The following is an 18,448-nucleotide window of genomic DNA, read 5'->3' as shown; positions in this document are numbered from 1 at the left end:
CAGGAGTCCTGTGGGTGCGTGTCAAAGGGGCGCGTTTTCGAGCATCGCGATGCGGCCGCTGGCGGCGGAGCCGGTGTAGATGCCGAATTGCTGGTTCTGGCGCTCGCGGGCATAGCGACGCACCACCGAGCGCAGTTCGTTGACCGGCATCTGTTCGATGGGCAACGCGTCCAGCGGGAAGACGCGCAGGGTGTCGGGCAGGCCGCTGTCGAACGGGCCGAGCTGGGCGCGGTAGATCAGGTAGCCGGGGTCGGTGTCGTCGACATCGAAGGCCGAGTACAGGAAGGTCGATTCCTGTTCCACCGGCAGCGAGCTGTTACCGGCGTCGATAAAACCTTTGCGTTTGCCGGCCACCGGCAGTGTCCAGCCGCCGTTGCCATCGGCGCGGAACAGGATCCCGCCGTCGGCTTCGATCAGGTAGCCGATGATCATCTTGTGGGAGTCCAGCCAGCTGGCCGGCAGCGGGTCCTGGATGTTGGCGTAGCGGCCCCGGCAGAAACACAGCGGCAGCTTGGGGCTGGTGCCGAAGGCACGTACCTGGCCGATCAGCACCAGGTGGTCGCCGGCTTCGATGCGCTGGTGCACGCTGCAATCGAACCAGGTCAGGCTGTCGGTGAGGATCGGCGCGCCGGTGTGCACGGTGTCGTGGTTGACGGTGTGGAACTTGTCCGGCGACTTGGAGGCAAAGGTGCCGGAGACGTCGACCTGGCCTTCATGCAGCAGGTTGACGGCGAATTGTTCGGTGTTGGCGAACGCGGTGTAGCTGGCGGCGGACTTGCCCACGCACACCAGCAGCAGCGGCGGGTCGAGAGACACCGAGGTGAACGAATTGGCGGTCATGCCGCGTGGGTTGCCGTCGGCGTCATGGGTGGTGATGACGGTGACGCCGGTGACGAAGGTGCCGAAGGCCTGGCGCAAGGCGCCCGGATCGACGGCTGCAACGTTGGCGCTGATCACGGTGCTCGGCATCGGGGTACTCCTTTGTTCTTGTGGTGTGAAGCAAGCCTACGAGGAAGGGAGACCGTGGGCTTGCGTCGAAAAATGGTAACGATGGTGAAAGTTTTGCTGTGCTTCGTAGTGCTCCGGCATTTCCATGACAAATACATCAACCCTGTGGCGAGGGAGCTTGCCTGTGACTAGGAGCTTGCCTGTGGCGAGGGAGCTTGCTCCCGCTGGGCTGCGAAGCAGCCCCCCAAAGCCAACCGGGTTCTTTCAGGCGGACTGTGGCGGGATTCATGGGGCCGCTCCGCGACCCAGCGGGAGCAAGCTCCCTCGCCACAGCAAGCTCCCCAGCCACAAGCAAGCTCCCCAGCCACAGGCAAGCTCCTGGTCACAGGCAAGCTCCTTAGCCACAATTGAGCGTCGTTCTTCAGTGAGGCGTCAGTCCTTGGGCAGTTCCGCTTCCATCTCCGCCATATCCTGGTAGCGATCAGCAATCCGTGGGTGCGCACGGGAGCCGTCGCTGGCACCGATGGCGATCAACACTTCGTCGGGGCCCGGCGCATCGGCGATCTGGAAGTTGGCGGTGAGAAAGTGCGAGCGCTTGCCGGTTTCGCTCTTGTGCACCATCGGCAGCGAGAGCAGGGCGCCCGGGGCGTTGCGGGTGTTGGTGAAGCTCAGGTAGGCGGTGCCTTCCACGGCTTCGCGAAACAGGTTGCCGAAGCGCAGGGTGTGGATCAGGCCCGAGGCGTGCTCGATTTCACCGTTGACCCCCACCGCCGCCGCCTTGCCGAAGGCTTCGACCTTGCCGCCGGGCATCAGGGCGATCAGGCGGCGGGTCATTTCATAACCCAGGCCCGGGGCCAGGCGCAGGATTTCCGGGCGCAGGTTTTCGACGAAGCCCTGGCCGGCCCAAGGGTTTTTCAACACCGCGGCAACCACGATCAGGGTGATGGGTTTGCCGGCGTCCTTGCCGCCTTCGATAAGGGTTTCTTCGATAAAGGTGCAGTACTTCCTGACGCCCAGATTTTCCAGATTCATGATGACTCGTCGCCCTTGTGGCTGTTGGTTGTGGCCTTAGGCTAGGAGCATTGGCCAACAGCGTCTTCCGTGGTTTCGGAGTGCAAATCCACTGGACATTGCTCTGAACCGGCGCAAGTATCAGGCGGGCCTGGCAGGCAACGTGGCTGCCGTGACCTCCATGTTCGGGTGAGCGCCTTGAATCGAGAAATGCAGATACTGTCGTTGCGGGATGTGGCCAGTCAGATCAACTCCGGCGGTGACTTGCAGTCGATGCTGCACCAGCTGGTGTACGCCAGTTGCCGCCACACCCACTGGACCATGAGCTCGATCATGGCCATCGACATGGACGCCGGCTTCGGCCACGTCATCGCCCGCCACGACCCGACCCTGGTGCAGCGCCCGCTGGTGGATTGCTGGGAGCTGTCTTCGAGCCCGGTGATGACCGCCCTGCAACGCAACGAGGCGGTATTCATCCGCGACGTGCGCGAATGCGAGTACCCCGGCTACCGCCGCGAATCCCTGGAGCGCGATTACCGCACGGTGATGGTGATGCCGATGAACTGCACCGACTTCGATGGCCGGCCCATGGTGCTCAGCGTGATTTCCCGCACGCTGATGGACGTGTCGGAAGAAGACCGGGTGTTCCTCGGCATGATCATCCACCTGGGCGCCATCGCGGTGGAGCGTCAGCGCCAGCTGGAAGCCGAGCGCCGCGCCGCCGAGCGCATGCAGCAGGCCTTGAAGGTGCACACCACGATGCTGGAACACGTGTTGGGCGGCGGCTCGGTGACGTCGTTATCGTTGATGGTGGGCGACCAGTTGCCCAACCCGGTGATCGCCGTGGACTTCACCGCCAACCAGGTGGTGGCGGGGCGCTCGCCGGACACTGCGCTGTTTGATGACAACGCCTGGCAGGCCGCCGTCGCCGGGGTGCTCAGCGTGCAGATCACCAAGGCCGCCCAGGAAAGCTTGCGCAGCGCCCTGCGCAACACGGTCAACCTGTTCCTTGACGACGGCCAGCGCCAGTTTACGTTGCGGGCGCAGATCGAGCCGTTGATGGTCGACCACGAACTGGTGGGCGCGTTGGTGTTGTTCCCGGTGGCGGCGCCGGTCAACGAGCTGGATTTGCTGATGCTGGAAAGCGCCAAGTTCGCCTTGAGCGTGCAGATGATGCGCAGCTTTATCCGCTTTCGGTTTGAAACCCGCACCCAGACCGAGTTGTTGTTCGAAGTGCTCGAAGGCCGCTGGCGCGACGCCGATGATATCCAGCAACGGGCCCAACGCCTGGGGATCAGTTTCAACACCCCGCAGCAGATGATTATTGTCGACTATGGCGCCAAGGCCCGGGAGGCGAAGAACCTGCACCACAACGTCGCCCGCATCCTGCAACGGGCGGGGATGCAGGCCACGGTGATCATCGTCGACGACGGCCTGGTGTGCCTGGTGCCGGCGGAAGGCGAGCGCTTGAGCAAGATCAAGCGGCAGATCGCGGATGACCTGGCGCACTACCTGGGCGCCGAGCCGATCCTGCTGGCCAGCGGCGTGTGCCGGGTGCTGGCGGATTATCCGGCTGCGTGGGAACGCTGCCGGCGGCTGATCGAGATTGCCCGTTCATTTGGTCGCAGCGGGCCGATCTCCGACCAGGATTTCGGGCCGATCCCGATCTTTGTCGCGGCCGTGGGCGGCGAGGATATTCGCACCTTCGTCAACGACAGCGTCGGCGCGATGCTCGCCCATGACCGCAAGCACCAGACGCCGTACCTGGAAACCCTGACCGCGTACCTGCGGGAAAGCTGCCGCAGCCAGGCGTGTGCGGATGCGATGGGGGTGCATGTGACGACGCTGCGCTATCGGCTGGCGCGGATTCAGGAGTTGTTCGGGATTGATGTGGAAACGCCGGAAAAGCGGTTTGCCACGGAGTTGGCGATTCATTTGCAGCGGGTGATTGATAACTGACGGGTAGCATTGCCCCGCTTAATAGGAAGCATTACTATTCACGCCCCGCCTCCCCAGTGCTCCCTTGATGACTCCTCAGCCGCCCCGCAGAACAGGCTTTTTCGAGCACTACGAAGAGTTGATCGGGACCTGGACGCGCCGCCTGAGAAACCGTCAGCAGGCCGAAGACCTGGCCCACGACACCTTTGTGCGGGTGCTTGAGTCCAAGTCCACCACGGTTGAGCAACCTCGCGCCTATCTGCATCAAACGGCGCGCAATATTGCGGTTGACGCCTATCGCCGCGAGGACCGGCGGGAGGCGATGGCGCTGGAAGCCTTTGATCAGAGTTCGCCCCACAGTGGCGACCCGGAGCATTTCATGCACGCGATCCAGCTGGCGGACTCCATCGAGCGGGCCTTGGCCGAGCTGCCGCTCAATTGCCGCAAGATTTTCATCTGGCAGAAAATCGAGGGCCTCACCCAGCAGGAAATCGCCGAACGCCTGGGCCTGTCTAAAAACATGGTGGAAAAGTATATGATCCGCACCCTGCGGCATCTACGTGACCGCCTGGACGCGATGGCCCCATGACCAATGCCCGCTTTGAAACAGGATCTTCCATGATGGATACCCGTGAGTGTGCCTGCGGCAGTGCAGCGGCCCGCGATGAGGCGGCGCAGTGGTTTGTGCGTGTGCAGGACGGCCAATTGAGCGTCGAAGAACGCGAGCGTTTTGATGCCTGGCGTGCAGAGCATGCCGAGCACCAGTATGAATTTGATGTGCTGCAAGGTTTGTGGAGCGCCACCGACCTGTTGCCAAAAGCGCGCTTGCAGGCGTTGTGCGATGCGCCGGAACCGCGTGCAAAGCGCCGGCCCGTGCTGCGTTATGCAGTGGCCGCCAGTGTGCTGGCAGTGGCCCTGGGCCTTGGTCTGTTCAGCGGCCTGGATCATCCGGCAACCTATAACGCCGAATTCAGCACCGCCCTGGGGGAGCGCCGGCAGGTGGCGTTGCCCGACGGTTCGCTGATGGATTTGAACAGCCGCAGCGTGGTCGCGGTGCACTATGTAAAAGGCCAGCGCGGTATCGAGCTCAAGCAGGGCGAGGCGATGTTCAGCGTCGAGCATGACACCAGCCGGCCCTTTGTGGTGGCGGCCGGGGCAGGGCAGGTGACGGTCACCGGCACGCGTTTCGACGTGCGCCGCGATGACGACCAGACCCGCGTGGTGGTCGAGGCCGGCACGGTCAAGGTGCAAGGACGCTCTTCCGATGAAATCGTGACGCTCACCGCAGGCCGGGGCACCCATGTGGATACCCAGGGCCAGGTGGCGGCTGCCTACGCCGTCAACCCCGAAGAACTGACGGCCTGGCGTACCGGCAAACTGGTGTTCAACAACGCCACCCTCGGTGAAGTGGCCCGGGAAGTCTCGCGCTACCGCGAGCAACCTTTGCGGGTCAGCACCGCTGCGGTGAGCAACCTGCGTTTGACCAGTGTATTCAAATCCACCGACACCGACGCCTTGCTCAAGGCCTTGCCGCACATCCTTCCGGTGGCCTTGCGCACCTTGCCTGACGGCAGCCAGGAAATAATTTCACGATAGATTCAGGTTTTTTCCGAGTTCTTCGTCTTCTTGTGCAACTGCAACTGGTTTGCATTAACAGCCGCACACTCTTGCGATCACAGGACTCCGTTCGACGTGAAAAAACTCGCCGTGAAAAACAATAAATCCTCCCGTTGGGCACCGCTCGCCCTGGCCCTGGCCGTCAGCGCCGCACTGCCGGCGGCCTATGCCGACGACGCGATTCATATCCAGGCCCAGTCCCTGGGTTCGGCCTTGAGCCAGTTGGGCCAGCAAACGTCCCTGCAAGTATTTTTCAGTCCCGACATGGTGGCCGGCAAACAAGCCCCGGCCGTGGACGGCAACCTGTCGCCGGAACAAGCCCTGCGCCAGTTGCTGCAAGGCAGCGGCCTGGATTACCAGATTGATGCCGGCTCCGTTACCTTGCGCCCACAGGGCAAGGGCACCGGCGAAGCAGGGTCCCCGCTGGAACTGGGCGCCACCGATATCAAGGTCGTCGGCGACTGGCTCGGCGATGCGAATGCCGAAGTGGTGCAGAACCACCCGGGCGCGCGCACCGTCGTGCGCCGTGAGGCTATGGTGGAGCAGGGCGCGATGAACGTGGGCGATGTGCTGCGGCGCATTCCCGGTGTGCAGGTGCAGGAAGCCAACGGCACCGGCGGCAGCGATATTTCCCTCAACGTCGGCGTGCGCGGGCTGACATCGCGTCTGTCGCCACGCTCCACGGTTTTGATCGATGGCGTACCGGCGGCGTTTGCCCCGTACGGTCAACCGCAGCTGTCGATGGCACCGATTTCCTCCGGCAACCTGGACAGCATCGACGTGGTGCGCGGTGCAGGCTCTGTGCGTTATGGGCCACAGAACGTCGGCGGCGTGATCAACTTCGTGACCCGCGCCATCCCGGAAAAATTCTCCGGCGAAGTCGGCACCACCCTGGAAACCGCCGCCCACGGCGGCTGGAAGCACATTGAAAACGCCTTCATCGGTGGCACCGCCGACAACGGCATCGGCGCCGCCTTGTTGTATTCCGGGACCAAGGGCGACGGTTACCGCGACCGCAACAATTCCAACGACATCGACGACGTGATCTTCAAGACCCACTGGGCACCGACCGATCAAGACGATTTCTCGCTGAACTTCCACTACTACGACGCCAGCGCCGACATGCCCGGCGGCCTGACCCAGAAGCAGTACGACGCCGACAAGTATCAATCGGTGCGTGACTGGGACAATTTCAACGGCCGGCGCAAGGACATGTCCTTCAAGTACATCCGGCAGATTGACGACCGTACCCAGGCCGAAGTGCTGACCTACTACTCCGACAGTTTCCGCGGCAGCAACATCGCCAACCGCGACCTGAAGACCCTGGGTTCCTACCCGCGCACCTACTACACCTTCGGCATCGAGCCGCGGGTGTCCCATGTGTTTGACCTGGGGCCGAGCACCCAGGAAGTCAGCGTCGGTTACCGTTACCTCAAAGAAGGCATGCACGAGCAGGCCACCAGCCTGGCGCTGGTCAACAACGTGCCGACCCCGGTGGGCCAGAGTGATGGCCACGTGTACCAGGACCGAACCGGTGGCACTGAGGCCAACTCGTTCTACATCGACAACAAGATTGATATCGGCAAATGGACCGTCACCCCGGGCATCCGCTTTGAGCAGATCCGTACCGAGTGGCACGACCGCCCGGTGGTGGGGCTGAACGGCGCGATGGTTCAGGAGAAGCGTCGCGAGATCCACAACAACGAACCGCTGCCGGCGCTGAGCGTGATGTACCACGTCTCCGATGCCTGGAAACTGTTCGCCAACTACGAAACGTCCTTCGGCAGCCTGCAGTATTTCCAGCTGGGCCAGGGGGGTAACGGCGACCAGACCGCGAACGGTCTGAACCCGGAAAAAGCCAAGACCTACGAAATCGGTACCCGCTACAACGACAACGTCTGGGGCGGCGAAGTGACGCTGTTCTACATCGACTTCTCGGACGAACTGCAATACGTCAGCAACGATGTGGGCTGGACCAACCTCGGCGCCACCAAGCACGAAGGTATCGAAGCGTCGGCCCATTATGACCTGTCGAACCTGGACCCGCGCCTCGACGGCCTGACCGCCAACGCCGGCTTCACTTACACCAAGGCTACCTCCGAAGGCGACGTTGCCTTCAAGGGTCGCGACTTGCCGCTGTACTCCCGTGAAGTGGCGACCCTGGGGCTGCGTTACGACATCAATCACTGGACCCATAACCTGGACGTCTACGCCCAGTCCGGCCAGCGTGCACCGGGCACCGGCACCACCTACATCACCCAGCCGACTGCCGATGGCCAGTACGGGGATATTCCCGGCTATGTATCGGTCAACGTGCGCAGCGGTTATGACTTCGGTGCGCAGCTGTCGAACCTGAAGCTGGGCGTGGGGGTCAAGAACGTCTTCAACCAGGAGCACTACACCCGCTCCAGCGACAACAACTCGGGGATTTACCTGGGCGAACCGCGCACATTCTTTGTGCAGGCCAGCGTAGGGTTCTGACGGATTGTTGAAGTAAACCGTTGAGAAAAATGTGGCGAGGGAGCTTGCTCCCGTTGGGTCGCGAAGCGGCCCCAAAAACAGGGCCTGCTGCGCAGCCCAACGGGAGCAAGCTCCCTCGCCACAGGTATGATGTTTTTCCTGGACTGATCGATATCAGCCTTTCTTCCTACCCTTTTTCGAACGATTTTCTGCGTCCGCAGGAACTGAATCCGACAGATTTGCCACACAAGAAGGTGCCCACTTTCCATGGGGCACCTTGCAGCGTCGAGGTGCCTTTGATCCGAGAGTGAATCGTATCAATACGTCGAACTGGAGATGCCAATGTCGGTACCAGGACTCAATCAATCCGTTACCCATTCCCCCACTAACTCCGAGATGCATCAGGCCGGTACCGCCGCGTTGGCACTGGCACGCTCACTGGTCGGGCCGGAATCGGTCACCGTCAATTTCGGCGCCCCGGAGAATAAAACCGGCCCGATGTTCGCCGGCCCGCAGGCGCAGAGCACTGCGGACCCCCGTGGCTTCGCGCCAGGTTCGTTCCCGACGTCAAATCCGGGCGGCTTTCTGGACAACCTGATCACACAATTCCAGACATTTCTGAATAACCTGAAGTCGCTGTTCAGTCCTGCCCGGCCCAACCCCGGGTGCTGCCCTGCGGCCCCTGCCAAGCCTGAGCCAGGCTACGGTCGCCCGGATCCACAGTATTCGCGGCGCAGCAACGATCAACTGGGGGAGTTGCTCAAGGACAACTTCAACGCGTTCAGGGCGCCGGGCACCTCCCACGTCACCCAGCAAAGCCTGCAGGACATGGCGGACAGGCGGTTGACCGGCAATGAGGACAGGGATCAGAACATTCTCCTGGCCCGGGAACTGTTGCGACGTCCCGAGGTGCTTCAAGCCTTTGATCGAAGCGGTGGGACGGGCAATCTGGATGGTCGAATCACCCGCAAGGATCTCGACGCCGTGCTCAGCTCTGACAACCCGTTGAAGTATCAGAGCGACAAGCAGATCGCCGAACAGATGCTGAAGGACTTCAATGCGCTGAAGGGCGGTTTCTGGAAAAGCTCCATCAATATCAATGACCTGCACCGCATGGCTGCACTGCCTTTGACGGGGAACCCAAGACAGGATTCGCTCATCCAGTTGGCCAGGGAAGTCACCCAGCGTTCCAGTCTGTTGACGCAAATGGACAACTTCGCCAGTCAGGATAACGACGGCAAAATCGTCAAGGACGCCCTGCGCTGGCTGTCGCGCTAAACCCGTTTTAACCCGATCACGCCGCGAGTGCTTCGTGGCGCGATTTCCTGCGTTGATCAATCCGCTGTTTTTTACGCTTTCAGCCAGGGCTTAGACATGCCTTCAACTTCATTTGGATCGCCTAATCCCGCGCCTCAACCCGTCTGTCGTGCGCCGAGGGGCAGCGAAACCCTGCCATACGACGAGGGTGGCGAAGCACTGCGCGTGAAGAACTTCACCGGGCAGCACACGTTTCAGGCTCCCGCGTCTGACGACTTCATCAGAGGCCTGTTGCCCCATGGACAATTGCCTGCCACTGAGGCGGCCTCTGTGCTGCGCCAGTTTTGCTCAGTGCTGGGAACGATGGCCGGTGTGATCAAAGGCCTTTGGCAGGCGGCAAAACCGACTGTGCCGGGTTCCCGGAAAACTGACTGATTTTTCGTTTTTTACATGTTGTCATTGGAACACTGTGCTACTTCGGAACCATTGCCTTCAGGGCACCACACACCTTTGGCTTGTTTATCGCGCGAGCGATACGGCCATTACCGAGGGTAATAGCTTGGCAGCGTGGATCTAAAATTGGTGGAGATGAAGCATGAGAATTGATGGCGGGTCAGGCTACCTGCAGTCCGGCGCTGCAAGCCGATTTGACGTAACACCGGATGAGGGGGGGCGCACCGTTCAGTCCGCTTCAAATGAAGCCGCTGATGTTGGCCGGCACGTTAATTATCACGATGGCGCCACGGCGGTGCGTTCTTCCGGTTATCGGCCACCTTTGCGGTCGGCCCAGCCCTATGAGGTGGTGTCCCATCATCGTACGCTTCAGAACGCTGTTGCTCCCCGCGCCGGCCAGCCCAATCCCAACCTGCACTTGCCGGACAGCGAGTTGGTGAAAGCACTGAAAGCCGGTTTTCCCACGCTGAAAGAACTTCATGAAAAGTGACGGACTGACGCTGTCTTCGTTGCAGCGAATCGCCGGCAGAAAAATCGGCGACAACCCGAAGTTCGACAGTGCGATTCTGCTGGCCAAGGCACTTGTCCAGCGTCCGCGCCTGATCGATGCAATCACCGATCAGGACGGCCGCATCACCCTGGAAAGCCTTTCACAGGCCGAAAGCGTGGTGTTCGGCAACAGCGATCCCGGCGCCTTCAGCCCGGATCCTTTCCACGCCAAGAGCAATGCCGAGCTTGTCGTGGTGTTCAAGGCGATGTTCGACGAGCTGCGTGACCGGTCCCGGGACCGCAAGGGATTCTTTGAACACATCGGCTACGTCAACATCGAGTTGCTGGTGGCCATGAGCAAGGACCCGGACGAACTCGACAGTCAGGGTGAGCCCGTGCTGGACCCCGCCACAGGGCTGGCGCGGAAAAAATACGACGAGCAGCAGGTGTACATGGCGAAGAATATTGTGGACCGGCCGGGGTTGCTGCGGTCACTGGAAAACGCCGACGGCAGCGGTCGGCGGATGTTTGGCAGTCATCACCAGGCGGGCTGGCTCAGCAGCAAGACCCTCGATCGCTGGCTTGGGCACCAAAAAACCCGGTAAACCCCGGGTAACGCCTCCACGCGCGAGGCGTTACGGGGAAGCCCTTCATACCCGCAGTATTTTCCCGCTGATTGCCACGCCGATCAGCAACACCGCAATCAGTACAAAGGCGGTGCTCAGGCTGCTGCCGTGGGCGATAAAGCCGATCACCGCAGGGCCGGCGAGGATGCCGGTGTAACCCAGGGTGGTGATGGCGGGAACCGCGATGTGTTCCGGCATGACCGTCTGCTTGCCGACGGCGGTGTACAGCACCGGCACAATGTTCGAACACCCGGCACCGACCAGCGCGTATCCCAGCAGCGCGGTTTCCCACGCCGGGAACAGCGTTGCCAGCAGCATGCCGGCGGCCGCGAGGGCACCGCCGAACACGATCACCCGGGTTGCGCCGAGGCTGCGCACAATGCGGTCGCCGGTGAGGCGTCCGACCGTCATGGTCAAGGCAAAGGCTGCGTAGCCGAGGCCCGCATAAGCTTCGTCCAGGCCGCGCTCGGCACTCAGGAACACCGCGCTCCAATCCAGCACGGCGCCTTCGGCGAGAAACACGATGCAGCACAGGCAGCCGATAAACAGCACCACGCCGTGGGGCACGGCAAAGGCCGGCCCGGAGCTTTCACTGCCGTAAGGCAGCAAGTGCGGCCCGGCCTTGAGCAAGGCCACCGCAATGACCGCGATGACGGCGAACGTGGCCTGCAACGGCGACCAGCCCAACCCCAGCAACCCACTGACACCCGCCGCACCGACGATCCCGCCCAGGCTGAACAGCCCGTGAAAGCCCGACATCATGGTCTTGCCGCTGGCCCGTTCGACCATCACCGCTTGCAGGTTGACGGTGGAGTCCACGGTGCCGAGGCCGGCACCGAACACAAACAGCGCGGCCATCAACAGCGGAATCGAAGTGACGGTGGCCAGCATCGGCAGGCCCAGGCAGATCAGGAGCGTCCCGCCGGTGGCCACCCGCCGGATACCGTAGCGCGACGCCAGGGCACCCGCGACCGGCATCGCGATCATCGACCCCACCCCCAGGCACAGCAGCAACAGCCCCAGGGTGCCTTCATTGAGTTGGGCGCGGGCCTTGGCATAAGGCACCAGGGGTGCCCAGGCGGCGATGCCGAAACCGGCGATAAAAAACGCGATGCGGGTCGACATTTGTTCCAGCCGCCCGGGTACCACGGGCGCTGGGGTGCTGATGACGGTCATGAAAAATCCTTGGTTTTGCGTTCAACGAACGATGTGCAGCGCAACATCCTTGCACATCAGGCCGTATCGAGCGAGCCAGGTTCCATACGGGTGTTGCTTCATGGATGGCGCAGGCGACTGCGGGCATACACCGCCACAATCACGAAACACCCCATAGGCAACAGGTACGCCAGCGCCACCGTGCTGTTGTCTGCCACCTTGCCCATCAAGTAGGGCATCAGCGCGCCGCCGACAATTGCCATGATCATGAACGAACTGCCGCGCTTGGTATGGGGCCCGAGGTTTTTCACGCCCATGGCGAACAGCGTCGGGAACATGATCGACATGAAGAAGAACACCGCAATCAGCGCGATCACCGAGACACCTTCCAGGCCAATCACCACCAGCCCGCACAACGCGATATTGATCAGCGCATACGCCAGCAGCAGCTTCTGCGCGCTGACCCGTCCCATCAGCCAGGTGCTGAAGAAACGCCCGAACATGAAGGCCAGCATCGCGATCGACAGCAGGTAGGCCGCTTGCTGGTTGCCCATCTGCGCCCAGTGCTCGGTGACGTAGTTGATAAAAAATGCACCGACCCCGACCTGGGCCGCCACGTAGAAAAACTGCGTGATCACCCCTCCGACGAATTCCGGATACTGCCACAGGCCTTTGCCGGCCACTGGCTGCAGTTCCTGCTCCTGGGCGCGCAGATCCGGCAGCGGAGTGCGGGCGATCAACAGCGCCACCAGCAACACCAGCACCGCGATGACCACATAGGTGGTCTGCAACGAACTCATGTCCGAGGCCGGCGTGCTGCCAGCGCTGAAGAACATTGCGCCGCCAATCAGCGGCCCGAAGAACTGACCCAAACCGTTGAATGATTGCGCCAGGTTCAACCGCCGCTCGGCGCCCTGGGGTTCACCCAGCACCGTGGCGTACGGGTTGGCAGCGGTCTCCAGGCAGCCCAGGCCGCAGGCGATGACGAACAGCGCGAACAGGAAAAACGGAAAACTCGCCGCCGCTGCTGCCGGCATGAACAGCAGCGCACCTGCCGCATACAGGCACAGGCCCAACAGTATCCCGGCCTTGTAGCCGTGGCGGTCCATCAACAGCCCCGCCGGCAGGGCGATCAGGAAGTACGCGCCGAAATACGCGCTTTGCAACAACCCGGACTGGGCCTTGCTGACGTGCAGGACTTCCTGGAAGTGCTTGTTCAACACATCCAGCAACCCGTATGACAAGCCCCAGAGGAAGAACAGACTGGTCACCAGCATCAGTGCCCAGCGATAGGTCGGCACGACGCGTGCGCCGGTTGCCACAGGTGTGTCTTTGCTTAACATGACGCTTCTCCTGTTGTTTTTATGGGATCAAGGCGTGCGATGCAGCGGGTATCAGGGTTGGTCGGTGAGGCTGAAAATCTGGGTCAGCGGCTGCCATTTGCCGCCGGGATCAGTCCATGGCGTGGGGGCCTGGAAGCGCCACATCAGGGTTTCCCAGGCTTGCACCTCGGGGTTGGCGCGGGCGGCCTGGTCGAGCGCTTCGAAGCTGAAACCGGCGGCGGTGTCCATGACCATGAACAGCCGCGTGCCCAGGCGCCAGATCTGCATCTCCACGATCTGTTGGTCGCGAAGATGCTCGGCCACGGCGGGCCAGATGCGTTGATGCAACTGCTGGTACTCGACGATCAAGGCCTCATCGTCGATCAGGTCCAGGGCCAGGCAGTAACGTTGGCGGCTCATGTCAGCGCCCGGTCGAGGTGGGTGTAGCCACCGTCCACGACCAGCCATTGGCCGGTGGTGTGGGAAGCGCGAGGAGAGAGCAGAAACAGCACGCTGTCGGCAATTTCCTCGGGGGTAGTCATCCGTTTGCCCAAGGGGATTTTTTCAACGATGGCGGCCAGCTTGGCCTCGGGGTTGTCGAAGCCGTCGATCCAGCGTTGGTACAACGGCGTCAGCACCTCGGCGGGCACCACGGCATTGACCCGTATGCCGAACTCCAGCAACGAGGCCGCCCATTCCCGGGTCAGCGACAACTGTGCCCCTTTGGAGGCGGTGTAACCGCTGGTGCCGCCCTGGCCGGTGAGGGCCGTTTTCGAGCTGATATTCACGATCGCCCCGCGACTGGCCTTGAGAGCATCCAGGCACAAATGGGTCATCAGGTAGTAATGAATCAGGTTCTTTTCCAGGGATTCGACGAACGCTGCACGGCCTGCTTCCAGGCCCACACCGTCGTTGACCCCGGCGTTGTTCACCAGCCCGTCGATACGCCCGAAGCGTTGTAACACTTCGTTGACCGCCGCGCGGCAGGCGTCTTCATCGCGCAACTCGACACGGATGAAGTGGCTTTGACCTTGCTGTTCAAGCTCGGCTGCGAAGGCCGCCGACAACGGTTGATGTCCGAAAATCACCGGGATCGCGCCTTCGGCGATCAGCCCCAGGGAGATGGCGGCGCCAATCCCCGAGCCACCGCCGGTGACGATGATCACGCGGTCCTGCAAATGCAGATTCATGGGCAGTTTCCTTCAAGGTGATAGACCCGCTGGGCGGTGCCGCCCCAGATGGCCTGCTGTTCATCGGGCGACAGCGAGCCGAGGGTGTGTTGCAGCAATTGGCAGGTGCCCTGGTATTCCCCGGCCAGCAGGCACACCGGCCAGTCCGAGCCGAACATCAGGCGTTCGGCGCCGAACAGTTCCAGCGCCAGTTCGATATAGGGGCGCAGGGCACCGGCGTTGCGCTGGTCGGGCCCGGCTTCGGTCAGCAGTCCCGACAGCTTGCAACTGACGTGGGGCAGGGCGGCCAGCGGCGCCAGGTGTTCGGCCCAGCCGACCGGGCCGTTGGCGATGTCGGGTTTGCCCAGGTGATCCAGCACCAGGTGATGACGGTCGTGGCGCCGGCACAGGGCGGTGGCGGCATCGAGGTCGGCGCAGCGGATCAGCACCTCGTAGACGTAGCCTTGTTGCTGCAGGTGCCGTAGGCCACGGGAGAATCCCGGGTCAGCCATAAAGTGGGCGGGCTGGGGTTCGTCCTGGATCTGATGCCGGAAGCCCTTGAGCCTCGGTGCGTCGCGCCACTGTTCCAGGTGTTGTTCCAGGGTTGGGTCGCACAGGTCGACCCAGCCGACGACGCCGAGTATCCACGGGTGCCGGTGCGCCATTTCCAGCAGCGCTTCGGTTTCCTGCTCACCGGCGCGGGCCTGCACGGCGATGCAGCCATCCATGCCGGCAGCGTCGAGCAAGGGCCGCAGATCCTGTGGGAGAAAGTCCCGCCGCAGGTCGGCCTCAGCCGCGCCGATCCATGGATAATCAGCGGCCCGGTAGCGCCAGAAATGCTGGTGCGCATCGAGCCTCAGAGGTGATGGGGACGACATTATTATTGTGCTCCGTCCATTCAAATTGCGTTTCAGCTCACGGCCGGTGGCGGTATTGCTCCCGGGACGCGGCTTTCATCTGGATCGAAAACCCCGGTGCCTGCGGCGGCAGATAGGCAGCGTCGCGTACCACGCAAGGTTCCTCGAAATGCTCGTGCAAGTGGTCGACATACTCGATCACCCGGCCTTCGTGGGTGCCGGCGATGCACAGGTAGTCGATCATCGACAGGTGCTGCACGTACTCGCAAAGCCCGACGCCACCGGCATGCGGGCATACCGGCAGGCCGTACTTGGCCGCCATCAGCATCACCGCCAGCACCTCGTTGACGCCACCCAGGCGGCAGGCGTCAATCTGCACCACATCGATGGCTTCGCGCATGATCAATTGCTTGAAGATGATCCGGTTCTGGCACATCTCTCCGGTGGCGACCTTGACCGGCGCCACACCCTGGCGAATCTTGCGATGGCCTTCGATGTCGTCGGGGCTGGTGGGTTCCTCGATAAACCACGGCTTGGCGAACGCCAACTCGCGCACCCAGTCGATGGCGGTGTCGACTTCCCACACCTGGTTGGCATCGATCATCAATTGACGGTCCGGCCCCAGCACCTCACGGGCGATGCGCACGCGGCGCAGGTCGTCCTGCAGGTCGTGGCCGACCTTGAGCTTGACGTGATTGAACCCGGCATCCACCGCTTCCTGGCACAGCCGGCGAAGCTTTTCGTCGCCATAACCGAGCCAGCCGGCGGAGGTGGTGTAGCAGGGGTAGCCATTGGCTTGCAGGTTGGCCAGGCGTTCAGCCTTGCCTTCGGCGCGTTGGCGCAGCAAGGCCAGGGCTTCGCTGGAGGTGATGCAGTCGGTGATGTAGCGAAAGTCGATGCAGCGCACCAGTTGTTCCGGGCTCATGTCGGCTACCAGGCGCCATAAGGGCTTTCCTTCGGCCTTGGCCCACAAATCCCACGCGGCATTGACGATTGCGCCGGTGGCCAGGTGAATAGCGCCTTTGTCCGGGCCGATCCAGCGCAACTGGCTGTCACTGGTGACATGGCGCCAGAAGCGGCCCATGTCTTCGGCGATCCATTCCAGGGTCAAGCCCACCAGCAACGGCTGCATGGCCTGGATCGCCGCGCAGCAAATCTCGTTGCCGCGGCCGATGGTGAAGGTCAGGCCATGGCCTTCGAGCGCCGGGTTGTCGGTCTGCAGAATCACATAGGCGGCCGAGTAGTCCGGGTCCGGGTTCATGGCGTCGGAACCGTCCAGGGACTGGGACGTGGGAAAGCGGATATCTTCGACGCGAATCGCGGTAATGGTGGTCATGAACGGCTCCTTGGCTCTTGTCAGGCGTCGACCGTGGTCTGGTTCTGTTCGCCAAGGCCTTCAATGCCCAGGCGGATCTTTTGCCCGGGCTTGAGGTAGACCGGCACGGGCTTGATCCCCAGGCCGACACCGGGCGGGGTGCCGGTGGAAATCACATCCCCCGGCTGCAGGCTCATGAACTGGCTGAGGTAGCTGATCAATTTCGGAATCTGGAAAATCATCGTGCGGGTGTTGCCGTTCTGGTAGCGGTGGCCGTCGACTTCCAGCCAGATCGACAGTTGATGCGGGTCAGCGATTTCATCCCGGCTCACCAGCCAGGGGCCCAGCGGGCCGAAGGTGTCGCAGCCCTTGCCCTTGTCCCAGGTGCCGCCGCGCTCCAGTTGGAACTCACGTTCGGAGACGTCGTTGATCACGCAGTAGCCGGCCACGTGCTGCATGGCCTGGCTTTCTTCGATGTAACGGCCGCCCTGGCCGATCACCACGCCCAGTTCGACTTCCCAGTCAGTCTTGGTGGAGTGGCGGGGGATCTCGATGTTGTCGTTGGGGCCGACGATGGCGCTGGTCCACTTGTTGAAGATGATCGGTTCGTCGGGTATCGGCGCGCCGGTTTCGGCGGCGTGATCGGCGTAGTTCAGGCCGATGCAGATGAATTTTCCCACTTGGCCGACACAGGCGCCCAAGCGCGGGTTGCCCGGTACCAGGGGCAGGCTCGCGGGGTCGAGGTCTTGCAGGCGAGCGAGGTTGTGGGGCAGCAGGGCTTCGCCTGCGACATCACTGATGTGGGCGGACAAGTCACGCAGGCGACCCTCAGCGTCCAGCAGGGCCGGGCGTTCCTGGCCTTTTTCACCGTAGCGCAGCAATTTCATGAGTAATCCTCTTGATTCGCAAGTGGGCGGTCAGTTGCTCCAGCCGCCGTCAATGACTTGGGTGGTGCCGGTGGTAAACGCGCTGGCGTCGGAGCCAAGGTACAGCGCCAACTGGGCGATTTCCTGGGGTGTGCCCAGGCGGCCCATCGGCTGGCGCGCAGTGAAGGCGGCGTACACCTCGTCCTGCTGGCGGCCTTCGCGGCTGGCTTGTTCGATGATGCGTTGCTGCAGCGACGGCGACTCCACGGTGCCCGGGCAGATGGCGTTGCAGCGAATGCGTTGGGTGACAAAATCGGCCGCGACGGATTTGGTCAGGCCGATGACCGCAGCCTTGCTGGCGCAGTAGGCAAAGCGGTTGGGCACGCCCTTGAGGCTGGAGGCCACCGACGACATGTTGATGATCGAGCCACCGCCCGCCGCCAGCATTCCCGGCAGAAACGCGCGGATCATGCGGTACATGGCGGTGACGTTCAGGTCCAGGGCAAAGGTCCAGTCGCTTTCCGGGCACTCGAGTATGTTGCCGGCATGCACTACGCCTGCGCAGTTGAACAGCACATCGAGAGGGCCGATCTCGGCGGCGAGGCGCTGGATGGCGCTGGCGTCGGTGACATCCAGTACCACCGTTTGCGCACCCGTCAGGTCGGCGAGCGCTTGTTGATTGATGTCGGCTGCAATCACTTTGGCGCCAGCCGCCAGGTAGGCTTCGACGCTGGCGCGGCCAATGCCCTGGGCGGCGGCGGTGATCAGCACGCGTTTACCGGTGAGGTCCATGACAGACTCCCTTGATTGTTATTATTGGCTCAATGGTCAGGCCATTAAGGGCGTAAAACGCCTGCATCTGCGGCATAGCGACCCTGTGAGGGTTTGCTATGATCAGCACACTGGAAACGATCCAATGGTCAGGCCATTGATCCAATTTTTAGCATGGGTCTTCTCGGTCAACA

The 18,448-nt window shown here is 62.3% G+C and carries 17 protein-coding genes; 7 read left to right on the top strand and 10 right to left on the bottom strand.

Annotated features, from left to right (window positions below):
* Nucleotides 1-21: 21 nt before the first annotated feature.
* Nucleotides 22-969 (bottom strand): flavin reductase family protein, encoded by a 948-nt coding sequence (locus tag M2400_RS08990; RefSeq protein WP_177042693.1) that lies wholly within the window; start codon nucleotides 967-969, stop codon nucleotides 22-24.
* Between the two features lie 411 nt (nucleotides 970-1,380).
* Nucleotides 1,381-1,980, bottom strand: coding sequence for an amino acid synthesis family protein (locus M2400_RS08985; RefSeq protein WP_177042692.1), 600 nt, complete (start codon nucleotides 1,978-1,980; stop codon nucleotides 1,381-1,383).
* A gap of 189 nt (nucleotides 1,981-2,169) precedes the next feature.
* On the opposite strand from M2400_RS08985, the gene M2400_RS08980 reads away from it, so the two are divergent.
* The 7 genes from M2400_RS08980 (at nucleotide 2,170) to M2400_RS08950 (ending at nucleotide 10,778) form a co-directional block, all read left to right on the top strand.
* The gene (locus M2400_RS08980) at nucleotides 2,170-3,918 is read left to right on the top strand and encodes a helix-turn-helix domain-containing protein (RefSeq protein WP_259195656.1); all 1,749 of its coding nucleotides are present in this window, start codon (nucleotides 2,170-2,172) and stop codon (nucleotides 3,916-3,918) included.
* Between the two features lie 67 nt (nucleotides 3,919-3,985).
* Nucleotides 3,986-4,486, top strand: coding sequence for a sigma-70 family RNA polymerase sigma factor (locus M2400_RS08975; RefSeq protein ID WP_259195657.1), 501 nt, complete (start codon nucleotides 3,986-3,988; stop codon nucleotides 4,484-4,486).
* A gap of 32 nt (nucleotides 4,487-4,518) precedes the next feature.
* Nucleotides 4,519-5,493: a FecR family protein gene (locus tag M2400_RS08970; protein ID WP_259195794.1), complete on the top strand. Its 975-nt coding sequence runs from the start codon at nucleotides 4,519-4,521 to the stop codon at nucleotides 5,491-5,493.
* 96 nt (nucleotides 5,494-5,589) lie between these two features.
* Nucleotides 5,590-7,995, top strand: coding sequence for a TonB-dependent receptor (locus tag M2400_RS08965; protein WP_177075822.1), 2,406 nt, complete (start codon nucleotides 5,590-5,592; stop codon nucleotides 7,993-7,995).
* A gap of 315 nt (nucleotides 7,996-8,310) precedes the next feature.
* The gene (locus M2400_RS08960; protein ID WP_259195658.1) at nucleotides 8,311-9,252 is read left to right on the top strand and encodes a type III secretion protein; all 942 of its coding nucleotides are present in this window, start codon (nucleotides 8,311-8,313) and stop codon (nucleotides 9,250-9,252) included.
* A 574-nt stretch (nucleotides 9,253-9,826) separates the two neighbouring features.
* Nucleotides 9,827-10,174, top strand: coding sequence for a hypothetical protein (locus M2400_RS08955; protein WP_177113171.1), 348 nt, complete (start codon nucleotides 9,827-9,829; stop codon nucleotides 10,172-10,174).
* Complete coding sequence (locus M2400_RS08950; RefSeq protein WP_177042685.1) at nucleotides 10,164-10,778, top strand: type III secretion effector protein; 615 nt, start codon at nucleotides 10,164-10,166, stop codon at nucleotides 10,776-10,778. The genes M2400_RS08955 and M2400_RS08950 overlap by 11 nt, the downstream gene beginning before the upstream one ends.
* Nucleotides 10,779-10,823: 45 nt before the next feature.
* On the opposite strand, the gene M2400_RS08945 is transcribed toward M2400_RS08950, so the two are convergent.
* The 8 genes from M2400_RS08945 to M2400_RS08910 all read right to left on the bottom strand — a co-directional run bounded on the left by M2400_RS08945 (nucleotide 10,824) and on the right by M2400_RS08910 (nucleotide 18,275).
* A complete protein-coding gene (locus M2400_RS08945; protein WP_177042684.1) occupies nucleotides 10,824-11,975 on the bottom strand; it encodes an MFS transporter in 1,152 nt (383 codons plus the stop codon).
* A gap of 98 nt (nucleotides 11,976-12,073) precedes the next feature.
* The gene (locus M2400_RS08940) at nucleotides 12,074-13,297 is read right to left on the bottom strand and encodes a sugar MFS transporter (RefSeq protein WP_177075820.1); all 1,224 of its coding nucleotides are present in this window, start codon (nucleotides 13,295-13,297) and stop codon (nucleotides 12,074-12,076) included.
* 51 nt (nucleotides 13,298-13,348) lie between these two features.
* Nucleotides 13,349-13,696 carry an L-rhamnose mutarotase gene (locus M2400_RS08935; protein WP_177113169.1) on the bottom strand — a complete coding sequence of 116 codons (348 nt, stop codon included), beginning with the start codon at nucleotides 13,694-13,696 and terminating at the stop codon, nucleotides 13,349-13,351.
* On the bottom strand, nucleotides 13,693-14,466 hold the full coding sequence (locus M2400_RS08930) for an SDR family oxidoreductase (protein WP_177075818.1): 774 nt from the start codon (nucleotides 14,464-14,466) through the stop codon (nucleotides 13,693-13,695). Before M2400_RS08930 ends, M2400_RS08935 begins: the two co-directional genes overlap by 4 nt.
* Nucleotides 14,463-15,323 carry an amidohydrolase gene (locus tag M2400_RS08925; protein ID WP_259195659.1) on the bottom strand — a complete coding sequence of 287 codons (861 nt, stop codon included), beginning with the start codon at nucleotides 15,321-15,323 and terminating at the stop codon, nucleotides 14,463-14,465. The genes M2400_RS08930 and M2400_RS08925 overlap by 4 nt, the downstream gene beginning before the upstream one ends.
* Nucleotides 15,324-15,360: 37 nt before the next feature.
* Entirely contained in the window at nucleotides 15,361-16,638 is a 1,278-nt protein-coding gene (locus M2400_RS08920; RefSeq protein ID WP_259195660.1) for an L-fuconate dehydratase, read from the bottom strand.
* 20 nt (nucleotides 16,639-16,658) lie between these two features.
* Nucleotides 16,659-17,504: a fumarylacetoacetate hydrolase family protein gene (locus M2400_RS08915; protein WP_177133173.1), complete on the bottom strand. Its 846-nt coding sequence runs from the start codon at nucleotides 17,502-17,504 to the stop codon at nucleotides 16,659-16,661.
* Nucleotides 17,505-17,534: 30 nt separating this feature from the next.
* Nucleotides 17,535-18,275, bottom strand: coding sequence for an SDR family oxidoreductase (locus tag M2400_RS08910; protein WP_259195661.1), 741 nt, complete (start codon nucleotides 18,273-18,275; stop codon nucleotides 17,535-17,537).
* Nucleotides 18,276-18,448: the final 173 nt, after the last annotated feature.

Origin of the sequence: Pseudomonas sp. BIGb0558, from assembly GCF_024807515.1 — a bacterium.
Taxonomy (GTDB): Bacteria; Pseudomonadota; Gammaproteobacteria; order Pseudomonadales; family Pseudomonadaceae; genus Aquipseudomonas; species Aquipseudomonas yamanorum_A.
The sequence above is the reverse complement of the archived record's forward strand: the minus strand, read 5'-3'. Positions and strand labels throughout refer to the sequence as shown.